Source organism: Streptomyces flavalbus, from assembly GCF_042674625.1.
Classification (GTDB): domain Bacteria; phylum Actinomycetota; class Actinomycetes; order Streptomycetales; family Streptomycetaceae; genus Streptomyces; species Streptomyces flavalbus.
This window is the reverse complement of record NZ_JBHTEB010000001.1, coordinates 5,370,708-5,389,805: the sequence shown is the minus strand read 5'-3', so window position 1 is coordinate 5,389,805 and position 19,098 is coordinate 5,370,708. Positions and strand designations below refer to the sequence as shown.

Genomic DNA, 19,098 nt, shown 5'->3' with positions numbered 1-19,098 from the left:
GCGGTGCTACGGCCGCTCTGGGCTGGTCATAGGTGGTCGGGTGCATCGATGCCGAGCAGGGACAGGCCGCCAGCCAGCACCGCACCGGCGGCTTCGGCGAGGGCCAGCCGGGCACGGTGGGCGGCCGAGGGTTTCTCCGCACCGCGCGGCAGCACGGTCGGCAGCAGGGGCAGCACGGCATCGGCGACGTTGACGAGGTGCCGGGCGAGACGGTCGGGGGCACGGTGGGTGGCGGCGGCGCTGAGGACGCGGGGGTAGTCAGCGAGTACGACGACCAGCCGCTTCTCTTCTCTTACGGCACCGGCCTCCGCGCTGAACCCGAGATCGGCGGCGTTGCGGGTGAGGGCGCGGGTGCGGGCGTGGGCGTACCGCACCCGGAAGAGGGGGTTGTGCTCACGCTGCACGAGGTGGTCGGCGGTGATGCGGGGCCGGTCGTGGAGGGCGGGGTGGAGGAGGGCCCACTGGGCGGCGTCGGGCCCGAGGAAGCGGGGATCGGCTGGGGCGGGCACGGGCCGAAGACCGACGGCCTCCCCGTCGCCGACATACCGGACGTCAACGACCCCGCCCTGCGAGGCGACGATCCGCCCCAGGGCCTCCGCGACGACGCGGGCACGCAGGTCACGGGTGAGGCGCAACTCGACGACCTGCCCGTCAAGGACGCGGGAACGCCCGTACGCCTCCCCCTCCTCCAGGACCCGCCGCACCAGCTCAAAACTGGCGTCGGTGGCGAGCTGAAGGTTGAGGAACCCACCCCCGGTGACCCACACGTCCCGAATCCCGTCGAAGCCCCGCAGATACTCACCCACCACATCGGCCACACGCACGGCGGGCTGCCCGGCCTCCCGCGCCAGTCGAAAGGCGATGTTGGTGGCGTAGTCCCCCCGCCCCCCGGGCCGGGGAGGCGTCACGACGGCCCGCTCAGGGACGGTTACGCTCAGTTCCCCGTCGTCCACGGCGCGACGCACGGCGTGCAGCACGGTGCGGGAGAGCTCGACGGGGGTCACGGGACAAGCGTAGGGGAGGAGGGGGGTGGGTAGGCGAGCCGGTTTGGGGATGGTTCCGGCATGTGGACGGCCGGGTACGCGATCAGCTCGCCGACTCGGAAACGGAGGGATCGCCGTCGGCGGCAGCGGCGAGGGAGGCGGGCGCGCCACTCGCGTCGGCCCCGACGCCGGACACGGCCCCGACGGACCCACCGGACCCCCGCTCGGCCAGCCTCCTCCCCTCCACCAACCCGCGCACCACCCGCACCAGCTCCTCCGGCTCGAACGGCTTGGCGAGGAAGGCGTCCACACCGATATCGAGGCCGCTCTCGACCTCGTACTGCGTACAGGCGCTGACGACGACGAGGGGCAGGTCCTGGGTACGCGGGTCACTGCGCAGCCGGGCGGCGGTCCGCAGCCCGTCCAACCTCGGCATGACGACATCGAGGGTGACCACGTCGGGCCGCACCTGATGCACGACCTCCAGACATTCGGCACCATCGGCCGCGGTCACGACCTCGATGCCCTCCAGCTCGAGATTGACCCTGATCAGCTGCCGGATGACCTTGTTGTCGTCCACAACAAGCACCCGGCCCGACGCGCCTGGCACAACTTGAGAGTAGGTCCGCACCGGCCACCGCGTCCGGGTTTTCCCCACTTCCACCCCGTCCGGGGGACCCACCCGCACCCCTGCCCCCATCCCGACCCCACCGGAAACCCGTTCATGAACACCCCACCGGAGCTGGTAGTGTTCTACCCGTCGCCGCGAGCACACCACCGCGACCGACACGCCCCCGTAGCTCAGGGGATAGAGCAACGGCCTCCGGAGCCGTGTGCGCAGGTTCGAATCCTGCCGGGGGCACTCGCAGCGCAGCAGCGTGAGTGCCTGACGGACCCCGTCACCAGCGGAAACGACTGGTGCGGGGTCTTCGCGTATGTGCCGCCAGATGCAGCGCTCCGCGGCCGGACAAGTGATGACGTCGGCTGCCAGGCCCTCCGGCGGCTGCGTCAGGAATCCGTGCCGCTGGGCTTCAGGATGCTTTCCAGGTTTTCGAGGAGCCATTCCTCGACGGGGACACCGGCGGTCGCGGCGGCGGCGCTCGCCTGGTCGTAGAGGTGTACGTGGTCGCCTTGGAAGGTGATGGCCATCCTGCGCTCTGGTTTACCGGCGATGTGGTCGTACGTGTTAGGGCTTGACCAGAGGCAGGAAGCGCACGTCTGCTTGTCCCGGGGTTCCCAGTTGGGGCAGTTCTCGCAGGTCCAGGACTTTGCCCTGTTGCAGGAGGCACACAGGGGCATGAACTCGTCCAGGAGGAGTTCTCTGGAGTCTCCGGCGATTCTGAACGGTATGCGGTGGTCCGCCTGGAGTTCGCGACTGGTGTAAGAGCCGCCGCAGACGGCGCATTTGTGGTCGTGCAGGGCGTAAAGGTCCTCGCGGAAACGCTTGGACAGGGTCTTTCGGCCGACGCCGGACGCATCGGAGTTCACCTGGTCCTGGAGGGCGTACCGCGCCATTCGGCGCCCGTCGACCGTGACCATCTCTTTCACGACCGTCACGCCGGCGTCCTTGATGTCACCGATGGCGCGGGGCGGGTGGTCGTAACCCATGTCGTTCAGTTCGGCCGTGGTGACCGATCCGTGCTCCAGGATGTGCTCCAGTGCTCTTTGCGCTCGCCGGGAGAACTGCAGGCTGCGGACCCAGGCGACGAACTCGGCACTGTATGTGGTGGACATGGACGGTGAGTGTAGGCCACCTGGTGCGGGGTCAGAGCAGTGACGGTTGGGAGTAGTCGGGTTTCAGGGCTGCCAGAACCGCGGGTTCGCCTCCCAGGCGCTTCACGAGTGCGGGTGAGAGGTACAGCGACTCGATCGTGACGTGGTCAAGGCCCTGGAGGGTTGCCTGGGACGAGCGTCCCGCATGGAGATGCAGATGCAGCATTCCGAGAGACTCCGGCAGAGGCGTCCCATAGCTTTTCGCTCCCGTGGCTCCGTCGTAGGAGAGGATGAAGGAAACGTCTCGCTTTATGGCGGCAGCGAGGCTGTCCTCGAACTCGGAGCGGAGCAGGCCCTGCATATAGCGGCGGTCGGGTACGTTCGTCACGCCCTCGTAGGGAGGGTCCATGTAGACGACATCGCCGGGCTGGGCCAAATCGAGGATGGCTTGGTAGTCGCCGGTGCGGATGATCGTGCCCGTCATCGTGGCGGACGTGTCCAGCAGGCGCTTGCGCATTGCGGCAGGTTTCGTGCCCAGCCTTCGGTGGTCTGCTCCCTGGTTGAATTCACCCTGTCGGTTGTAGCGGACCGCTGATTTCACGCAGCGGGCCAGCAGGTACAGGAAGTACTCGGGTTCCTGGGTCGCGTTGAATTTCTGCCGCACCTGCTCGTAGTAAGAACGTGGGTCATCTAGTTGTTCGGTCCACAGGCGTTCATATGCATCGGCCAGGGAAGAAGGGTCTTGCAGTATGGACCGCCATAGCGTCATCAGCGGCTCGTTGACATCGCCGATGATCGTCGAGTCGACGGCGGAGACGTATCTGACTGCGATGCTGATCGCGGCGGAACCGGCAAAGGGCTCAAGGAGCCTTGGGGCGTCGCTGGGGATCAGGGGAAGAATGGTGTGGGCAAGCTGCCGTTTACTCCCTTGATAGGGAAAAGCGTGAGGCACGCGCGCGAGGCTCGCGAGCTTGCTGATCGTGATCAAGGGCGGCGTCATGGCGGTCATTATGCCTGAGTCGCGTCGCTATTCCCCTCGGCTCCGGAGTCGTACGGGTGGGGTGCGGGAGGCTCGCCGGGTGTGGTGTGCTGGGGGCCGTGGCTGGTGTTCTGTCTGCTCTGATCGCGGTGCTGGGGACGTTGCTCGGTGTTGCCGTGTCGCATCTGTTCCAGCAGCGGTCTGCTGCTCGGGAGCAAGTGTTCATGGCTCAGCAGCAGCTTCGGGGGGAGCGTATGGCTGTTTACAGTGACTTCGCGGGGGCTTTGACCGAGTTTCGGCGGGGGCAGCACGATCGTTGGCATCGGAGGGATGAGGATCCGGACGGGGACGCTCACTTCGAGGCTCGGGTTGAGGCATATCGGCTTCGGGGGGTTGCCCTGCACGCGCTGTTTCGGGTGCAGCTCATTGCCAGTGGGCCGGTTGTGGTTGATGCCGCCAAGAACGCCTATGACATGGCCAACGTCGTGCACAAGGCCGGTGACAGGGGTGAGTTGAGTGCCTTGGGGGCGCGGGCTCGGGAGGCTCTTGAGGAGTTCGTGCGGGTGGCCAGTGGGGATGTGCGGTAGGGGCCCTGGAGTCTGGAGCCTGGTGTCAGTGGGGGGTTAGTTGGCCTTTCAGGCGGGATCGCATGGTTGCGCTGGGGGCGTTCAGGCCCGTGAACGTGACCTTGAGGCCAGCCAGTCGGGTTCGGGGGTGCGGGGCGGCGAGCGCGCGGGTCGCCAGGCGTCATTGGGGCGCGGTCATGGGCCAAGGGCACGCGGTCGGTGAGGTGGCCGAGCGGACCGGGCTGTCGCCGCGCATCATCCGTCATGACGAGGAGGTCGGTCTTGTTGGCCCCTCCGCCCGAAGCAAGGGCGGCTTCCGGCTCTACACCGAGTCCGATGTCGACCGGCTGATGGTCATTCGTCGGATGAAGCCCCTCGACTTCTCCCTTGAGGAGATGCGTGACCTCGGACTCCTATCGGCGGGTCGCCGATGAGCGGTGCGAGACGCTTCGGGCGCGGCTTGAGATGGCCGAGGAGTTCGCCGGGACCCTGCGTCGCCGGTTGCAGGAGGACGCGCTAGGTGGCGGTCGTGCACAGGAGCGGTGACCAGGTTCTCGTGGCCGTGAAGTCCACGCCGTGCCTGGGGATGGCGTCCAGGACCACGCGGTCGGGGCGGAGTAGGACCGCGTCCGCGCCGCCTCGGCGGAGCCAGGTGGTCAGGGTGGCGTTCGCCCGTGTCACCCGGGCGTCGAGGGCGTCCGCGAGTGCCTGTGCCGTGGGGGGTAGGGGTACGGCGGTCAGGACGGCGAAGCTGTTGGCCAGTACGTCGTCCAGGCGGGCGTGGGTGCCGTCGTCCCCCCTCACCCACGGTTGGGGGCAGTGGGTGCCCGCCAGGCGGGCGTGCGTCACCAGTGGGCCCGGGGGGAGCGGGCGGACCAGGTCGCGGGTCGCGGGGCGGGTCACCCCGGGCACCCGGCAGACCGCGCCCACCGCGGCGCGGCGCAGGGCGGCGGCACGGTCCTGGCCGCCGGTCATCGCCCAGCCGACGGTCACGGCGAGGCGGATGGCTCGGCGGGCGTGCGGTCGGCGTTCGCTCTCGTAGGTGTCGAGGAGCCGGTCGTCGGTGGCCGAGAGCCGGTCGTCGGCGCCCTGTCGGAGGAGGGCCCGCGCCAGTTTCCACGTCAGGTTGTGCGCGTCGCGCAGGCCCGTGCACAGGCCCTGGCCGATGAACGGTGGGGTCTGGTGGGCGGCGTCGCCCAGGAGGAAGACGCGGCCCCGGCGCCAGCGGTCGGCCAGGCGGGCGCGGAAGGTGTAGTTGGCCTGGCGGAGGATCTTGAAGTCGGGGGTGGAGGTCGCGTCGGTCCAGGGGGACAGCAAGGACGGGAGGTCCGGGGCGCCGTCCGGTAGGCGGAACTCCCAGCGGTAGCGGTCCTCCGCGATGCGCATGAAGGTGGCCGGGTGGTGGGGGTCGCAGACCTGGTCGACGCCTCCCCAGCCGCGTACGGGGGCGGTGGTGCGGACGTCCACGACGGTCCAGTCCTCCTCGAAGTGGAGGTCCTCCCAACCGGCGCCGATGGCCTCGCGCGTGCGGCTGCCCGCGCCGTCGCAGCCCAGGACCGCGGCGGCGACGACGGTCGTGTGCTGGCCGTCGTCCGCGTCGCGGTACGTGACCTGGACGGGGCCCCCTTCCTCGTCCTGCTTGATCGACGTCACCTCCGCTCCCGTGCGCAGCTCGCACTCGGGGTGGCGGGTCAGAGCCTCGCGGAGCAGGCGTTCCAGCTCCGGCTGGTCGAACATGCTGGTCTGGGGGTAGCCGTGGTGGCCGTACGGGAGGCGCCGGAACTCGGCGATCACACGGTGCCGGGCGTCGAGGAGCCGTAGGCCGCGGGCCGGGCGGGCTACGGCGGTGAACTCGACGTCGATTCCGGCGGCCTGGAGGATGCGGCGGGCCTCGTCGTCCGCGGCGACGGCCCTGGGGAGGGGATAGACCTCGCGGTGGCGTTCGAGGAGCAGACTCGGGACGCCGTGGCGGGCCAGGAGGAGGGCGGCGGTGACGCCCACCGGGCCCGCGCCGACGATCACCACGGGGGCGCCGGTCATGGCGCGGGGGCGTCCGTGACGGGGGTGCGTTGCTCGCCCAGGTCGATACGGCGGTCCGGGGTGGCGATGGTCGCGGTGATCACGTCGCCGTGGTGGAGGTAGCGGGGGTTGCGGGACTGGGCGCCGAAGAACGCCTTCCAGCGCAGGGTGGGGGGCAGTAGGGCGCCCAGTCTCTCCACCGGCTTCGGCGGCGCCTTGAGCGCGGTGCCGCCGGGGGTGCCGGTGAGCAGCAGGTCGCCGGGGGCGAGGTTCTGGAAGCGGGCCAGCAGGGTCAGCGCCCGCGCCGGGCGGACGATCATGTCGGCGAGGGTGCGGTCCTGGCGCTCCACCCCGTTGACGGAGAGCCGTAGCCGCAGGTCGGTCAGGTGGTCGAAGTCGTCCGGCGTCAGCAGGCTCAGGTACGGCCCGGTGGGCGTGAAGGTCGGGTACGACTTGCTCTCGTAGAACTGCGCCTTGGTGAGCTGGACGTCGCGGGCGCTGACGTCGTTCGTGAGCACCAGCCCGGCGACGTACGACGGCAGGTCGGCCTCCGTCACCACCGTGCCGACGGGCAGCGGGGCGCCCATGACGAGGCCCAGTTCCACCTCGTAGTCGAGGAACCGGACGTGCGCGGGGCGGACGACGCTGTCGTACGGGCCGCTGACCGAGCCGGACGCCTTACGGAAGAAGGTCGGCGGGATGTCGCCGGTGAAGCCCGAGTCGCGGGCGTGGCTGCGGTAGTTGACCATCTGGGCGACCACCCGGCAGGGCGTCGTGACCGGGGAGAGCGGTGCCAGGTCGGTCAGCGGGGTGCCGGGGGCGGTGGACGCCGCGGCCTCCGTGAGCGGGGCGCGGTCGGCGAGCAGGTCCGCGGTGGTGAGGGCCTTCGTATCGACCTGGACGGCGTGCTGGTCGGCGCGCGCCACCCACCAACCCTCGGCCGTCCGCAGCACGTTGATGCTCATGGGTCACCGCTCTCCGGGTGCCGGTCGGGAAACATCTCCGTAATGAGGAAATCATCAGCTCTGATGTGTACATCGTCAATACGTCCAGCACGCGTGAGCGGCCCCCGCCTGGGGAGGCGGGGGCCGCTCGGGTCGAGGGGGCGGGTGCCGGTCAGTCCTGGAGGACCGCCTGCATCACGCTGCGCGCGATGGGTCCGGCCAGGCTGCCGCCGGAGATCTGGTCGCGGGAGATGTCCATGTCCGTCGGGTCGATGAAGACGGCCACCGCCACCGACTCGCCGTCGGGCTTCATGCCGTAGGAGACGAACCAGCCGTACGGCACCTCGTCCTGGACGTTCACGCCGCGCTGGGCGGTGCCGGTCTTGCCGCCGACCGTGATGCCGTCGATCTGGGCGCGCTGGGCGCTGCCCTCGCGGGCGGTGTGCTCCATCATCTCCCGGACCTTGGCGGCCGTTTCGCTGGAGACGGCCTCGCTCATCACCTCGGGCTCGTTCTTCTCCAGGGTGTCGGAGTTCGGGGAGCGCACCTCGTCGACGATGTACGGCTGCATGACCTTGCCGTCGTTGGCCATCGCGGCGGTGACCATGGCCATCTGCATCGGGGTGCTGGTGAGGCTGCCCTGTCCCATGCCGGTCAGCGCGGTGCCGGGCTTGTCGAGGCCCTCGGGGTACAGGCTCTTGACGGCGCGCAGGTCACCGAAGTCGGAGGAGTAGACGTCCTCGTTGAAGCCGAACTTCTCGGCCGTCTCGCGCATCTTGTCGGCGCCGACCTTCAGGGCGGCGTCCAGGAAGACGTTGTTGCAGGAGTACTGCATGGCGGTCTTCATCGACGCCTTGTCGCACACCCGGTCACCGGCCTGGCTGCCGATCTTGTTGCTCGACTGCGGGAGCTGGTACGGGGAGGCGGCGTCCGTACGGGCGTTGACGTCCGTCACCACGCCGTGCTCCAGGGCCGCCGCGGCGGTGAGGATCTTGAAGGTGGAGCCGGGCGGGAAGGTCTCGCGCATCCCGCGGTTGGCGAGCGGCTTGCTCTTGTCGTCCGCGAGCTTCCCGAACAGCCCGCTCTCCTTCAGGGAGTTGCCCGCGAAGGTGCCGGGGTCGGCGGACGGGGTGGAGACCAGGGCGAGGACCTTGCCGGTGCGCGGGTCGAGGGCGACGACCGAGCCACGGGCGCCGAGGTCGGTGAGCCCCTTGTAACCGGCCTTCTGGGCGCCGGGGTCGATCGTGGTGATGATGTCGCCGCCGCGCCGCTCCTTGCCGGTGACCACGTCGGTGACCCGTTCGAACGCCAGCCGGTCGTCCTGTCCGCTGAGCACGCTGTCGTAGGTGCTCTCCAGCAGGGTCATGCCGACGGCCTGGGAGGCGTACCCAGTGACGGGCGCGTACATCGGGCCGTCCTTGTAGGTGCGCTTGTACTGGAGGTCGGAGCCCTCGACCTTCACGGAGCCGGTGATGGGTTCTCCGGCGACGATGATGTCGCCGCGGGGCACGGCGTACTGGTTGATCAGTACGCGCCGGTTGCGGTCGTCCGTCGCCAGGTCCTCGGCCTTCACGTACTGGAGCCAGTTGGTTCGGACCAACAGGGCCAGGATGAGCAGACCGCAGAAGATGGCTATGCGCCGCAGCGGCTTGTTCACGCGTCACCACCTAAACGGGCGTGAGTCGGATCGGAGTGCAGAACAGTCCCTACGAGGATGCCTCATGATCAACGGCCGTCGTGCCACAGGGCTGTCACAAAGCCCCTCCCCCGCGACTCAGTGAAGGCGTGCACTCAGTGAAGGCGTGCTCAGTGGAAGGCGTGCACCACGGCGTGCCCCTTGCCGCGGCCGATCATCCACTTGTTGACCGGGGTGGTGAGGGCGAAGGCGACCGCGAAGCCGCCGAGCAGGGCGTACCAGAACAGGCCCTCGGAGAGGTGGGCGTCCATCGCGCCCGGGGTGACGGCGATGATCGCGTTGTCGACCAGTTCCATCACGGCGATGGAGACGGTGTCGGCGGCCAGCGCCACCTTGATCGCGGCCCGGAGGTCGAGACCGGCCCGCAGGACCGCGAACAGGGTGAGGGAGTAGCCGAAGACGAACGCCAGGGCTATCGCGAGCACCATCGTCGGTACGTTGCCCCAGCCCAGGGCGGTGCCGATCACCATGCCGAGGATCTCGCCGATGGCGCACCCGGTGAGGCAGTGCAGCGTGGCCTTGACGGCCATGGGCCAGGAGGCGCCCCCGGCGCCGTGTCCGCGTCCGTGACCGTGGCCGTGAGCGGTGTGGTGGTGCGCGTGGTCGTGGGCTGCGTGGTCGTGCGCGGTGTGGTCCATGGCCGGAACTATATACCCCCGGGGGGTATGAGGCAAGGCTCTTTCGGTGGGGAGTGGGTCTCGGTCAGGCCGAGCGCTTGCGCGGCGGCGACGTCTTCTTGGTGCTCACCTTCTTGCCGGTCGACTTGGTGGCGGTCGTCTTCTTCGCGGGGGTCTTCTTGGCAGGCGTCTTCTTCGCCGTGGACTTCGCCGCAGCCGTGGACTTCGCCGCAGCCGTGGGCTTCTCCGCCGTCGCGGACTTCCCCGTCGCCGTGGACTTCTTCGGTGCCGCCGTCTTCTTCGCCGCCGCCTTCCCCGCCGTGGACGTCGACTTCTTGCCGCCCGTCTCCTTTGGCGTGGCGGGGCCGCGTTGCGCGAGGTGTCTGACCTCGGCCTCGGTGTCCTCGCCGCGGGACTCCTTCGCGGCGCGGACGCTGCTCTCCAGGGCGGCCATCAGGTCGAGGACCTTGCCGCCCTTCGCGGGCTCGGGCGCCTCGGGCGGCGCCTCACCGGCGGCCTTCGCGGCGATGACCTCCTCGACGGCCTCCCGGTACTCGTCGTGCAGGTCGTCGAGGTCGACCTCGCCGAGGGTGTTCATCAGGGCGTCCGCGAGGTCGAGCTCCTGGTCGCGGACCGTGACGCCGGTGTCCGGGGCGACGCCCTCGGGGGCGCGCACCTCGTCGGGCCAGAGCAGCCCGTGCATGGCGATGGCGTCCCCGACCACCCGGAGCATCCCGAGCCGTTCCCGGCCGCGCAGCGCGAACTTGGCGATGGCGACCCGGTTGCTGCGCTTGAGCGCCTCGCGCAGCAGGGTGTACGGCTTCGCGGCGGGCGCGCCGCTCGCGGCGAGGTAGTACGCGGCGTCCATCTGGAGCGGGTCGATCCGGTCGGCCGGGACGAAGGCGACGATCTCGATGGTCCTGGCGGTCGGCAGCGGCAGGTGGGCGAGGTCGTCGTCCGTGATCGGGATGATCGTGCCGTCCGCGTCCTCGTACCCCTTGCCGATCTCCGACTGGGTGACCTCGCGCTCCTCCAGTTCGCAGACCTTGCGGTAGCGGATCCGACCGCCGTCCTCGGTGTGGATCTGGCGGAACGAGATCGAGTGGCTCTCCGTGGCGTTCACCAGCTTGATCGGGATGCTGACCAGGCCGAACGAGATGGCGCCGTTCCAGATGGACCGCACGAGCAGCACCCCTTTCACGTGGTTTGCACGATTTGCGTGAGATTCTCATCGTATGGCTCCCATCACCGACGTGGCGGGGCGGCGGATCGCGCTCAGCAACCTGGAGAAGGTCCTCTATCCGGCGACCGGGTTCACCAAGGCCGAGGTGCTGCACTACTACGCGACGGCCGCCGAGGTCCTGCTGCCCCATCTGCGCGATCGGCCCGTGTCCTTCCTGCGCTACCCGGACGGCCCCGACGGTCAGGTCTTCTTCACCAAGAACGTGCCGCCGGGCACGCCCGACTGGGTCACGACCGCCGAGGTGCCCCGGGTGGAGGGGCCCTCGCGGATGGTCCTGGTGCAGGACCTGGCGTCGCTGATGTGGGCGGCCAACCTGGTGACGGAGTTCCACACCCCGCAGTGGCTGGTCGGCACGCCCGGCGAGGCCGACCGGCTGGTGTTCGACCTCGACCCCGGCTCGCCCGCGACGGTCGTCGAGTGCTGCGAGGTCGCGCTGTGGCTGCGGGAGCGGCTGGCGGCGGACGGGATCGAGGCGTACCCGAAGACCTCGGGGTCCAAGGGGCTGCACCTGCTGGCGGCGGTGCGCGCGGCCTCCTCCGAGCGGGTGACGGAGTACGCCAAGGCGCTGGCCGTCGAGGCGGAGCGGGCGCTGCCCCGGCTGGTGGTGCACCGGATGACGCGCAGCCTGCGGCCGGGGAAGGTGTTCGTCGACTGGAGCCAGAACGCGGCGCGGAAGACCACCGCCGCCCCCTACACCCTGCGGGCCCGCCCGCGGCCGCTGGTGTCGGCTCCGGTGACCTGGGAGGAGGTCGAGGAGTGCCGGGCGCCGGGGCGACTGGCGTTCACGGCGTCCGACCTCGGGCCGCGGGTGCGGGACTACGGCGACCTGCTGGCGCCGCTGCTCGATCCGGAGCGGGCGGCGGCGCTGCCCTGAGCGCGCCGCCCGGCCGTGGGGTCCCGCTGACGGGGCTCACAGCCTCGCCCAGGTGGCCCGGTCGCGGGCCATCGCGTGCAGGGCCTCCACGTCGGCGGGCTTGAGGACGCCGCCGAGGCGGGCCAGCGCGCCGAGGTCGGCGTCGGTGAGGACGCGGATGTCGCGGGGCGGCAGCGTGAAGGTGACGGCGCTGGGCTGGACCACCGCCAGCACCGGGTGCACCTCGGCGGTCAGGGCGTAGGAGGCGCGGGCGGCGTCCGCGCGTACCCGGCGCAGCAGGGGGCGCGGCTCGCGGCGGCCCGGCACCACCAGGGGGTCGGCGATCCGGACGCGCTGCTTGCGGGCGTACAGGGTGTGGACGGCGAACAGTCCGCCGGGGCCGATCAGCAGGTGGTGGACGCGGTCGCCGCCGGGCAGCGGGACGGAGTGCAGGGCGTGCCAGCCCGCGCCGTCCATCCGGTCCAGCGCCTCCCCGACGGTCTGCTCGGCGAGCAGGGCCTGCCGCCGTGGGTCGGGGCGGAGCCTGCGGGCGGGGCCGGGGTCCCGGTCGAGGGCGACCAGGAGGGACTCGCCGGGGCGGTTGGGCGCCAGGTCGTCGTCGGGGTGCAGGGAGAGGCGGGCCAGCTCGGCGGGGGTCGGCACGGGGGGCGGGCCGATGGTGACCTGGCCGCTCAGGAAGGGGGCGAGGGCTTCGAGTACGTCGTCCCTGCGGTCGTCGCTGAGGAGGTTCACCCGGGCCGCCTCGCGGTCGTACCAGGCGAGGTTCCTGCCGTCGGTGAGACAGACGTAGAGCCGTTCCTGGCCGTGCCGCCAGGTCGGTATGACGCGCAGGCCGCTCGTTCCGCTCATGCACCATCACCCCACGACCATGGGAACAGGCGGGGTGCTGCGCGGGCAAGAACCCGGCTACCTTTGTAAGGAGTTGGGTGGTGCGGTTGGGGAGGCGCCGTTGCGTACCCGCGGTCAGGAAGGCGATGTTCCGGCTCCGGACAGCCCGTGGAACGAGATCGTGCCGGGGCTGTGGATGGGTGGGCACCAGTTCGCGAGGGGCACCGGGCGGCTGGAGTTCGCGGTCGTGCGGGACGAGTTCGATCTGGTGCAGAGTCTGCTGCGGCTGCCCGGTCACGGGCCTGACCCGGGCGTCGAGCACCAGGTGTGGCCGATTCCGGACGGGCCACTGGACGGCACGCAGCTCGCGGGCGTGATCCGGCTCGCCGAGGCCGTCTGCACGGCGCTCGACCAGGGGCGGCGGGTGCTCGTGCGGTGCTTCCACGGGTACAACCGCTCCGGGCTCGTGGTCGCGCACGCGCTGATCCGCCGGGGGCGGTCGGCGGAGGAGGCGGTACGGCTGATCCGCGCCCGGCGCTCGCCGTGGGCGCTGCACAACGACCTGTTCGTGGAGTACCTGCGGGCCGGGCTGCCGACGGCGCGGCTGCTGGAGGAGCTGACCGAGTAGCGCGGGCGGGCGGGGCGGCGAGGTGTTCTGCCGGGCCAGGTGGGAGGGCCGTGGTCGGCCGCCACGCATAAGGTTTGAGGGGCCACCCTTGACCACGCCAGCGGGCTCACCCGTGACCACGCCCACGGGGCCGCCCGTGACCACCACGCCCACGGGGCCGCCCGTGACCACCACGTCCACGGGGCCGCCCGTGACCACCACGTCCACGTCCACGCCCCAGGAGCCGCGCGCCGTGCAGCCCACCCGTCGTCCCCGCCGTGGCGCCGCCGTGCGCCGTGCGGCGTTCACCGCCGTCGTCGCCGGGGTGCTGGTGTCGGCCGCGACGGGGTGCGGGGACGCGGGCGGCCTGGTGCGGGACGGGCGGACGCCCACCGCCGTGAGCCCCGACCGGCTGTGGCCGGACCTGACGCCCGCGTCGAGCCCGGCGTTCGACATCGGGGAGGTCGACCGGGAGGTCGTCAAGGGCGTGCCCGTGCCCGGCGACGACATCCGCGAGGCGGACCCGGTGGCGGTGGTACGGGCGGAGATCGCCGCGCACCCGGACGACTACTCGGGCGCCAAGGCGCCGTACCGCGAGACCGGCCCCCGCGTCGAGGGGTGCGGGCACGCCGGGGAGGGCGGCCGGTGCCCCGTGCTGCGGCCGTACTACCGGGATCTCACCGGCGACGGGCGGCCCGAGCTGACCCTCGGCTTCCGGCTGCCCCCGGAGCAGCTGACCGCCGTCCGCGTCTACACCGTGGACGAGCACCGGCTGACGCGGATCATGGCCTACGAGGACGCCGTGAGCGGGGTCGAGCTGGCCGACCGGTCGGTGATCATCCGGGCGCCCTCGGAGGTCGCGGGGTACGAGTACCGGCTCCAGTGGACCTGGGCCGAGGACCAGCGGGCGATGCTCCTCACCCACGACGAGATGCTCCGCACGAACAGCGCCGGACACCACCTGCCCCGGACCACCCACACCCCCTCCGCGAGCCCACGATGACCAGCGCGCCGCGGTGGACGAGCCGCGCCCGACGGTGGATGAGCCGCGCGCCACACGAGACAGGTCCCGCGCCACGCGAGACGGGCCAGGCGCCACGCGAGACGAGCCCCGCGCCCCGCGAAACCGAACGCGCCCCACACCGGCTGAGCCGGGAGCCGCGCCGGATGGGCCGCACGCCGCCCCGGAGGACCCCGGCCCCGCCCCGGACGGCCCCGGCGCCGCGCCGGACGCCCCCCGCCCCGCGCCCCGCGCGGCTCCCGCTCCCCCGCTGGACCCGCACCCTCGCCGGTAAGGCCGCCGTGTTCATCACGGTGATGTGCTGTGGGCTGGCCGCGCTGCTCGGGGCGCTGGTGCATGTCTCGGTGACCAATCAGACCGTCGGGCAGGCCCGTGAGCAGGCGCTGGAGCGGTTGACGGAGGCGGCGCGGGCCTACCAGGCGGGGGACTCGCTGATGGCGGGCGCCGGGATCGACCCGGAGGGGCTGCCGCCCGCGCTGCGCGCGCTGGCGGTGCGCGGGGAGCGCGGCACGGTGGTCGCCGACCGCCGCGGTCGGCCCACGATGTGGGCGGCGGGCCCCGCGGGCGACGGGCGGGCCATCGCCGTGGCCGTCGACTACTCCCAGCAGGCCCGCACCATCGACGGCCTGGACCGGGCGATCGTGTGGTCCGCGGTGCCCGCGATCGGCACGACACTGCTGGTGGGCGCGTTCGCGGTGACCCGGGTGACCCGGCGACTCGACGCCACGGCCCGGATCGCGCGCCGGATCAGCGCGGGTGACCTGGACGCCCGCGTCGACGACCACCGGGCGCGGGAGCCGCGGGGGCGCGACGAGGTCGCCGCGGTCGCCGCCGCGCTGGACTCGATGGCGGCCTCGTTGCAGGGCAAGCTGCTCAGCGAGCAGCGGTTCACCGCGGACGTCGCGCATGAGCTGCGCACCCCGCTGACCGGTCTGCACGCGGCGGCGGAGCTGCTGCCGCCGGGCCGTCCGACCGAGCTGGTGCGGGACCGGGTGGCGGCGCTGCGCACGCTCACCGAGGACCTGCTGGAGATCTCCCGGCTCGACACCGGCCGGGAGCGCCTGGAGGTGGACACCGAGGAGCTGGGCGCGCTGGCGCGCCGGGTGGTGCGCGCGGCGGGCGGCGGCACGGAGGTGCGGGTGGTGCGCGACGCGCGGGTGGAGACCGACCGGCGCCGGCTGGAGCGGGTGCTCGGGAACCTGGTCGCCAACGCCCACCACCATGGCCGTCCGCCGGTGACGCTGACGGTGGACGGGCCGGTGATCACCGTACGGGACCACGGTGACGGCTATCCGGAGTACCTCGTGGCGCACGGGCCGCAGCGGTTCCGTAGCGACGGGGGCGCCAAGGGGCACGGGCTGGGGCTGACGATCGCGCTCGGCCAGACGGAGGTACTGGGCGCCCGGCTGGAGTTCGCCAACCCGGCGGACGGCGGGGCGCTGGCCCGGCTGACGCTGCCTCAGCGGCCGCCGGTCCAGGGGCCGCGCTCCGATGGCCCAGTGTGACGGGCGGCGCCCGGACCCCCCTCTTAATGTGGCGATTAGTCAGCTTCGCCCCCTTCAGGGAGGTACCACCCATGTCCGTGCGCACCGCGCTCACCCGCCTCGCCATAGCCACCGCCGCCGGTGCCCTCGCCACCGCCGCCGCCGTCACCCCCGCGGTCGCCGGGGACGAGTGGAGCGACGAGGGTCTCGACGGCGGCGCCGTCGCCAGCGAACAGGGCACCCTCAGCGAACCGAGCGCCCTGAGCGACCAGTTCGACCCGCGCCACGACGGCTCGGGCCACCACGGCGGCCACAAGCCACGCCTCTACAAGGGCGTCGTCACCGCCAGCACGCTGCTGCTGCGCAGCGCGCCCAACCGGGGCAGCCAGGTCATCCGGACCGCCCACCGGGGCGAGATCGTCAAGATCTACTGCAAGACGGTGGGCCAGAACGTCAACGGCAACCCGCTGTGGTACCTGCTCACGGACGGCACCTGGGCCTGGGGCGCGGCCCGCTACATCGACAACATCGGCCCCGCGCCGCGCTGGTGCTGACACACCGGGCACAACAGGTTGCATTTAGGTAGGTTCCGGACATGAACCAGGCCGGAACCAACCAGGCCAGAACCCCCCAGGCCGGACACCTCGTCACGGCGGACCCTCCCCCGCCCGCCGTACGCCTCCCCCGGCGCCGTGGCGTCGAACTCGCCCTGATCCTCGTCGCCGTACTCCTCTCGGTGTACGGCTACTGCGCGGTCGGGCTGGCCCGGCACGGCGCCGTCCCGCCCGGCGCCGCCGGTTACGGCGCCGGGCTCGGCGTGCTCGCCCTGCTGGCGCACGGCGCGGTACGGCTGCGCGCCCCCTACGCCGACCCGCTGCTGCTGCCCATCGGGGTGCTGCTCAACGGCCTGGGCCTGGTGCTGATCTACCGCCTGGACCTGGAGACGCCGGGGGACCGGGCGGCCCCGGCCCAGCTCGTCTGGTCGACGCTCGGCGTGGCGCTGTTCATCCTGGTCGTCCTCGTGCTGCGCGACCACCGGCTGCTCCAGCGGTACGCCTACGTCTGTGTGGCCGCCGCGCTGGTCCTGCTGACGCTGCCGATCCTGTTCCCCGCGGTGAACGGCGCCCGCATCTGGATCAGGGTCGCCGGGTTCTCCATCCAGCCCGGCGAGTTCGCGAAGGTGCTGCTCGCGGTGTTCTTCGCCGCGTACCTGGCCGCCAACCGCACCGCGCTGGCGTACACCGGGCGCCGGATCTGGCGGCTCCAACTGCCCACCGGCCGGGTGCTCGGGCCGGTGGTGGCGATCTGGCTGGTCAGCGTCGGGGTGCTGGTGGTGGAGCGGGACCTCGGCACCTCGCTGCTGTTCTTCGGCCTCTTCGTCGTCCTGCTCTACGTCGCCACCGGCCGCACCGGCTGGATCGCGGTCGGGCTGCTGCTCGCGGTGCTCGGGGCGGTGGCGGTCGGGCACCTCGAACCGCATGTCGCCGCCCGCATCGAGGACTGGCTGCACCCGTACGCGTCGATCGACGCGGGCCAGGGCCCGAGCCAGCTCGCGCAGTCGCTGTTCGCCTTCCGCGCGGGCGGGCTGCTGGGCGCCGGTCTCGGGCTCGGCCACTCGGTGCTGATCGGCTTCGCCGTCAAGTCCGACTTCATCCTGGCGACGGCGGGCGAGGAGCTGGGCTGGCTGGGCCTGTCCGCGATCTTCCTGCTCTACGGCCTCCTCGTGGAGCGCGGGCTGCGCGCCGGGCTCGCCCTGCGCGACCCGTTCGGACGGCTCCTCGCGGTGGGCCTCGCCTCGATCGTGGCGCTCCAGGTCTTCGTCATCGCGGGCGGGGTGACCGGGCTGATCCCGCTGACCGGGATGGCGATGCCGTTCCTGGCGCAGGGCGGCTCGTCGGTGGTCACCAACTGGGCGATCCTCGCGCTCCTGATCCGCGTCAGCCACTCGGCGCGGCGGCACTACGACCCACGGCGCGAGGTGTCGTACGACGGGGGGCACGGGGTGGTCGCGTGAGCGGGAACCGGGAGCGGCCGATGAGCGGTGCCGAGCGGCGGGCGATGACCCGCTGCATCCGGCACACCACCGTCTTCAGCGGCGTGCTGCTGGCCGCCCTCCTCGTCAACGCCGCCCGCGTCCAGGTCGTCCAGCCCGCCGTGGAGGACGGCAACCCGGCCGACCGGCGCCCCACCATCGCCCGGTACGGCCAGCCGCGCGGCGACATCCTGGTGGGCGGCCGGGCGGTCACCGGGTCGGAGGACACCGGCGAGCACCTGCGCTACGAACGCACCTACACCGACGGCCCGTTGTACGCCCCCGTCACCGGCTTCGCCTCCCAGCGGTACGGCGAGACGCTGCTCGAACGCACCGAGGACCCGGTGCTCTCCGGCACCGACCCGATGCTGTCGGCGCTGCCCCTCTGGAGCGACCTGGCCCGCTCCCGCGGCGACGGCGGCGACGTCGTCACCACGCTGGACCCGGCCGCGCAACGGGCGGCGTTCCGGGGCCTCGGCGACCGCACCGGCGCGGTCGCCGCGATCGAGCCGTCCACCGGGCGCGTCCTCGCCCTGGTCTCCACACCGTCGTACGACCCCGGCCTGCTGTCGGGCAACGACGCGGCGGTGGCCCGGGCCTGGGCGCGGCTGAACGCGGACCCGGACCGGCCGATGCTGAACCGGGCGGCCCGGCAGACGTACCCGCCGGGCTCGACGTTCAAGGTGGTCACCGCGGCGGCGGCGCTCGACGCGGGCGTGGTCAGGGACCTGGACGCCCGCACCCGCTCCCCCGACCCGTACACCCTGCCCGGTACGACGACCCGCCTGACCAACGAGTCGGACGGCTGCCGGGACGTCTCGCTGCGGGACGCGTTCACCTGGTCGTGCAACACGGTCTTCGCCAGGCTGGGCGTGGAGACGGGGGCGCGCGCGATGGCGGCCACGGCCGAGGCGTTCGGCTTCAACGACACCGGGCTGCGCATCCCCTACCCCGTCGCGCCGTCCACCTTCGACACCACGGTGGACCGGGCGCAGCTCGCCCTGTCGTCCATCGGGCAGTACAACACCCGGGCGACGCCGCTCCAGATGGCCATGGTGGCGGGGGCGGTCGCGAGCGGCGGGCAGTCGCGCGCGCCCTATCTGGTGGAGCGGAGGGTGACGGCGCACGGCACGACGCTCTCGACGACCGGTCCGCGCCACGCCCGGCAGGTCATGAAGCCGTCCACGGCCGCCAGGCTGCGCGACCTGATGCGCGACGTCGTCGACCGGGGCACCGGCCGCAACGCCGCCCTCCCGCACGCCACCGTCGGCGGCAAGACCGGCACCGCCCAGCACGGCCTGGGCAACACCGGCACCCCGTACGCCTGGTTCGTCTCCTGGGCGCAGGCCGACGGCGCGGTGGAGCCCGCGGTGGCGGTCGCGGTGGTGGTGGAGGACGCGTCGGCCCGGCGCGGGCGGATCACCGGGGGCGGGATGGCGGCGCCGATCGCGCGCTCGGTGATGGAGGCGGTGCTCAGGTCCCGGTGACCGGC

The 19,098-nt window shown here is 72.0% G+C and carries 18 protein-coding genes, 1 tRNA gene and 1 pseudogene; 10 read left to right on the top strand and 10 right to left on the bottom strand.

The genetic code is table 11. The annotated features are described in order from the left end of the window. Nucleotides 1–26 precede the first annotated feature (26 nt). Both nrtL and ACFQZ6_RS24355 read right to left on the bottom strand, forming a co-directional pair. Nucleotides 27–1,004 carry an ArgS-related anticodon-binding protein NrtL gene (nrtL, locus tag ACFQZ6_RS24360; protein ID WP_381612443.1) on the bottom strand — a complete coding sequence of 326 codons (978 nt, stop codon included), beginning with the start codon at nt 1,002–1,004 and terminating at the stop codon, nt 27–29. Between the two features lie 82 nt (nt 1,005–1,086). Next, entirely contained in the window at nt 1,087–1,683 is a 597-nt protein-coding gene (locus ACFQZ6_RS24355) for a response regulator (RefSeq protein ID WP_381618619.1), read from the bottom strand. A gap of 90 nt (nt 1,684–1,773) precedes the next feature. Between ACFQZ6_RS24355 and ACFQZ6_RS24350 the strand changes: the two genes are divergently transcribed. Further along, nucleotides 1,774–1,845 (top strand) — tRNA-Arg (locus ACFQZ6_RS24350). A 146-nt stretch (nt 1,846–1,991) separates the two neighbouring features. Here the strand turns inward: ACFQZ6_RS24350 and ACFQZ6_RS24345 are convergent. Beyond that, a complete protein-coding gene (locus ACFQZ6_RS24345; RefSeq protein WP_381612441.1) occupies nt 1,992–2,717 on the bottom strand; it encodes an HNH endonuclease in 726 nt (241 codons plus the stop codon). 31 nt (nt 2,718–2,748) lie between these two features. Then, complete coding sequence (locus tag ACFQZ6_RS24340) at nt 2,749–3,696, bottom strand: DNA adenine methylase (protein WP_381612439.1); 948 nt, start codon at nt 3,694–3,696, stop codon at nt 2,749–2,751. A 98-nt stretch (nt 3,697–3,794) separates the two neighbouring features. Between ACFQZ6_RS24340 and ACFQZ6_RS24335 the strand changes: the two genes are divergently transcribed. After that, entirely contained in the window at nt 3,795–4,262 is a 468-nt protein-coding gene (locus ACFQZ6_RS24335; RefSeq protein WP_381612437.1) for a hypothetical protein, read from the top strand. 176 nt (nt 4,263–4,438) lie between these two features. After that, a pseudogene (locus ACFQZ6_RS24330) lies at nt 4,439–4,787 on the top strand (MerR family transcriptional regulator). Here ACFQZ6_RS24330 and mhpA read toward each other — a convergent pair. The 5 genes from mhpA to ku form a co-directional block, all read right to left on the bottom strand. Continuing rightward, nucleotides 4,758–6,281 carry a bifunctional 3-(3-hydroxy-phenyl)propionate/3-hydroxycinnamic acid hydroxylase MhpA gene (gene mhpA / locus ACFQZ6_RS24325; RefSeq protein WP_381612435.1) on the bottom strand — a complete coding sequence of 508 codons (1,524 nt, stop codon included), beginning with the start codon at nt 6,279–6,281 and terminating at the stop codon, nt 4,758–4,760. The pseudogene ACFQZ6_RS24330 and the gene mhpA overlap by 30 nt on opposite strands. Beyond that, nucleotides 6,278–7,225, bottom strand: coding sequence for a fumarylacetoacetate hydrolase family protein (locus tag ACFQZ6_RS24320; RefSeq protein ID WP_381612433.1), 948 nt, complete (start codon nt 7,223–7,225; stop codon nt 6,278–6,280). Before ACFQZ6_RS24320 ends, mhpA begins: the two co-directional genes overlap by 4 nt. Nucleotides 7,226–7,376: 151 nt before the next feature. Continuing rightward, on the bottom strand, nt 7,377–8,861 hold the full coding sequence (locus ACFQZ6_RS24315; RefSeq protein ID WP_381612431.1) for a peptidoglycan D,D-transpeptidase FtsI family protein: 1,485 nt from the start codon (nt 8,859–8,861) through the stop codon (nt 7,377–7,379). Between the two features lie 149 nt (nt 8,862–9,010). Continuing rightward, nucleotides 9,011–9,538 (bottom strand): DUF4396 domain-containing protein, encoded by a 528-nt coding sequence (locus tag ACFQZ6_RS24310; RefSeq protein WP_381612429.1) that lies wholly within the window; start codon nt 9,536–9,538, stop codon nt 9,011–9,013. Between the two features lie 64 nt (nt 9,539–9,602). Beyond that, nucleotides 9,603–10,700 (bottom strand): non-homologous end joining protein Ku, encoded by a 1,098-nt coding sequence (gene ku / locus ACFQZ6_RS24305; RefSeq protein ID WP_449334078.1) that lies wholly within the window; start codon nt 10,698–10,700, stop codon nt 9,603–9,605. Between the two features lie 52 nt (nt 10,701–10,752). Here ku and ligD point away from each other — a divergent pair, with 52 nt between their 5' ends. Continuing rightward, nucleotides 10,753–11,634 carry a non-homologous end-joining DNA ligase gene (gene ligD, locus ACFQZ6_RS24300; protein ID WP_381612426.1) on the top strand — a complete coding sequence of 294 codons (882 nt, stop codon included), beginning with the start codon at nt 10,753–10,755 and terminating at the stop codon, nt 11,632–11,634. Nucleotides 11,635–11,670: 36 nt separating this feature from the next. Here the strand turns inward: ligD and ACFQZ6_RS24295 are convergent, their stop codons facing one another. Then, a complete protein-coding gene (locus ACFQZ6_RS24295) occupies nt 11,671–12,483 on the bottom strand; it encodes a nuclease-related domain-containing protein (protein WP_381612424.1) in 813 nt (270 codons plus the stop codon). Nucleotides 12,484–12,583: 100 nt separating this feature from the next. On the opposite strand from ACFQZ6_RS24295, the gene ACFQZ6_RS24290 reads away from it, so the two are divergent. The 6 genes from ACFQZ6_RS24290 to ACFQZ6_RS24265 all read left to right on the top strand — a co-directional run bounded on the left by ACFQZ6_RS24290 (nt 12,584) and on the right by ACFQZ6_RS24265 (nt 19,093). Continuing rightward, entirely contained in the window at nt 12,584–13,090 is a 507-nt protein-coding gene (locus tag ACFQZ6_RS24290) for a protein-tyrosine phosphatase family protein (RefSeq protein ID WP_381612422.1), read from the top strand. Between the two features lie 232 nt (nt 13,091–13,322). After that, the gene (locus tag ACFQZ6_RS24285; protein ID WP_381618616.1) at nt 13,323–14,072 is read left to right on the top strand and encodes a hypothetical protein; all 750 of its coding nucleotides are present in this window, start codon (nt 13,323–13,325) and stop codon (nt 14,070–14,072) included. A 164-nt stretch (nt 14,073–14,236) separates the two neighbouring features. Next, the gene (locus tag ACFQZ6_RS24280; protein ID WP_381612420.1) at nt 14,237–15,595 is read left to right on the top strand and encodes an ATP-binding protein; all 1,359 of its coding nucleotides are present in this window, start codon (nt 14,237–14,239) and stop codon (nt 15,593–15,595) included. Nucleotides 15,596–15,666: 71 nt separating this feature from the next. After that, nucleotides 15,667–16,128, top strand: coding sequence for an SH3 domain-containing protein (locus ACFQZ6_RS24275; protein WP_381612418.1), 462 nt, complete (start codon nt 15,667–15,669; stop codon nt 16,126–16,128). A 41-nt stretch (nt 16,129–16,169) separates the two neighbouring features. Continuing rightward, complete coding sequence (locus ACFQZ6_RS24270; RefSeq protein ID WP_381612416.1) at nt 16,170–17,588, top strand: FtsW/RodA/SpoVE family cell cycle protein; 1,419 nt, start codon at nt 16,170–16,172, stop codon at nt 17,586–17,588. Nucleotides 17,589–17,632: 44 nt separating this feature from the next. Then, nucleotides 17,633–19,093 carry a penicillin-binding transpeptidase domain-containing protein gene (locus ACFQZ6_RS24265; RefSeq protein WP_381618613.1) on the top strand — a complete coding sequence of 487 codons (1,461 nt, stop codon included), beginning with the start codon at nt 17,633–17,635 and terminating at the stop codon, nt 19,091–19,093. The last annotated feature ends 5 nt before the right edge of the window (nt 19,094–19,098 follow it).

Excerpts from the sequence above, each read along its gene's own strand:
- ACFQZ6_RS24355 (WP_381618619.1), bottom strand. The coding sequence starts at position 1,683 with ATGGGGGCAGGGGTGCGGGTGGGTCCCCCGGACGGGGTGGAAGTGGGG.
- ACFQZ6_RS24345 (WP_381612441.1), bottom strand. The coding sequence starts at position 2,717 with ATGTCCACCACATACAGTGCCGAGTTCGTCGCCTGGGTCCGCAGCCTG.
- ACFQZ6_RS24340 (WP_381612439.1), bottom strand. The coding sequence starts at position 3,696 with ATGACGCCGCCCTTGATCACGATCAGCAAGCTCGCGAGCCTCGCGCGC.
- mhpA (WP_381612435.1), bottom strand. The coding sequence starts at position 6,281 with ATGACCGGCGCCCCCGTGGTGATCGTCGGCGCGGGCCCGGTGGGCGTC.
- ACFQZ6_RS24320 (WP_381612433.1), bottom strand. The coding sequence starts at position 7,225 with ATGAGCATCAACGTGCTGCGGACGGCCGAGGGTTGGTGGGTGGCGCGC.
- ACFQZ6_RS24310 (WP_381612429.1), bottom strand. The coding sequence starts at position 9,538 with ATGGACCACACCGCGCACGACCACGCAGCCCACGACCACGCGCACCAC.
- ligD (WP_381612426.1), top strand. The coding sequence starts at position 10,753 with ATGGCTCCCATCACCGACGTGGCGGGGCGGCGGATCGCGCTCAGCAAC.
- ACFQZ6_RS24295 (WP_381612424.1), bottom strand. The coding sequence starts at position 12,483 with ATGAGCGGAACGAGCGGCCTGCGCGTCATACCGACCTGGCGGCACGGC.
- ACFQZ6_RS24280 (WP_381612420.1), top strand. The coding sequence starts at position 14,237 with ATGGGCCGCACGCCGCCCCGGAGGACCCCGGCCCCGCCCCGGACGGCC.
- ACFQZ6_RS24275 (WP_381612418.1), top strand. The coding sequence starts at position 15,667 with ATGTCCGTGCGCACCGCGCTCACCCGCCTCGCCATAGCCACCGCCGCC.
- ACFQZ6_RS24270 (WP_381612416.1), top strand. The coding sequence starts at position 16,170 with ATGAACCAGGCCGGAACCAACCAGGCCAGAACCCCCCAGGCCGGACAC.
- ACFQZ6_RS24265 (WP_381618613.1), top strand. The coding sequence starts at position 17,633 with ATGACCCGCTGCATCCGGCACACCACCGTCTTCAGCGGCGTGCTGCTG.